Origin of the sequence: Salinivibrio costicola subsp. alcaliphilus, assembly GCF_001996185.1 — a bacterium.
Lineage (GTDB): Bacteria > Pseudomonadota > Gammaproteobacteria > Enterobacterales > Vibrionaceae > Salinivibrio > Salinivibrio costicola.
In genome coordinates this window covers 1-258 of sequence record NZ_MUFR01000207.1, presented here as the reverse complement: position 1 = coordinate 258, position 258 = coordinate 1, and the positions used below count along the sequence as shown (strand labels likewise).

General features: G+C 51.6%; 1 rRNA gene. It reads left to right on the top strand.

Annotated elements, in window-relative coordinates:
* Positions 1 to 258, top strand: a 16S ribosomal RNA gene (locus BZJ21_RS15885); the annotation flags it as partial.

Genomic DNA, 258 nt, shown 5'->3' with positions numbered 1-258 from the left:
GTATTGAAGCTTCGGTGGATTTACTGGACGTCGAGCGGCGGACGGGTGAGTAACGGCTGGGAACCTGCCCTGACGAGGGGGATAACCGTTGGAAACGACGGCTAATACCGCATAATGTCTTGATTCGTTAGAGTCAGGACCAAAGGTGGCCTCTACATGTAAGCTATCGCGTTGGGATGGGCCCAGTTAGGATTAGCTAGTTGGTAAGGTAATGGCTTACCAAGGCAACGATCCTTAGCTGGTTTGAGAGGATGATCA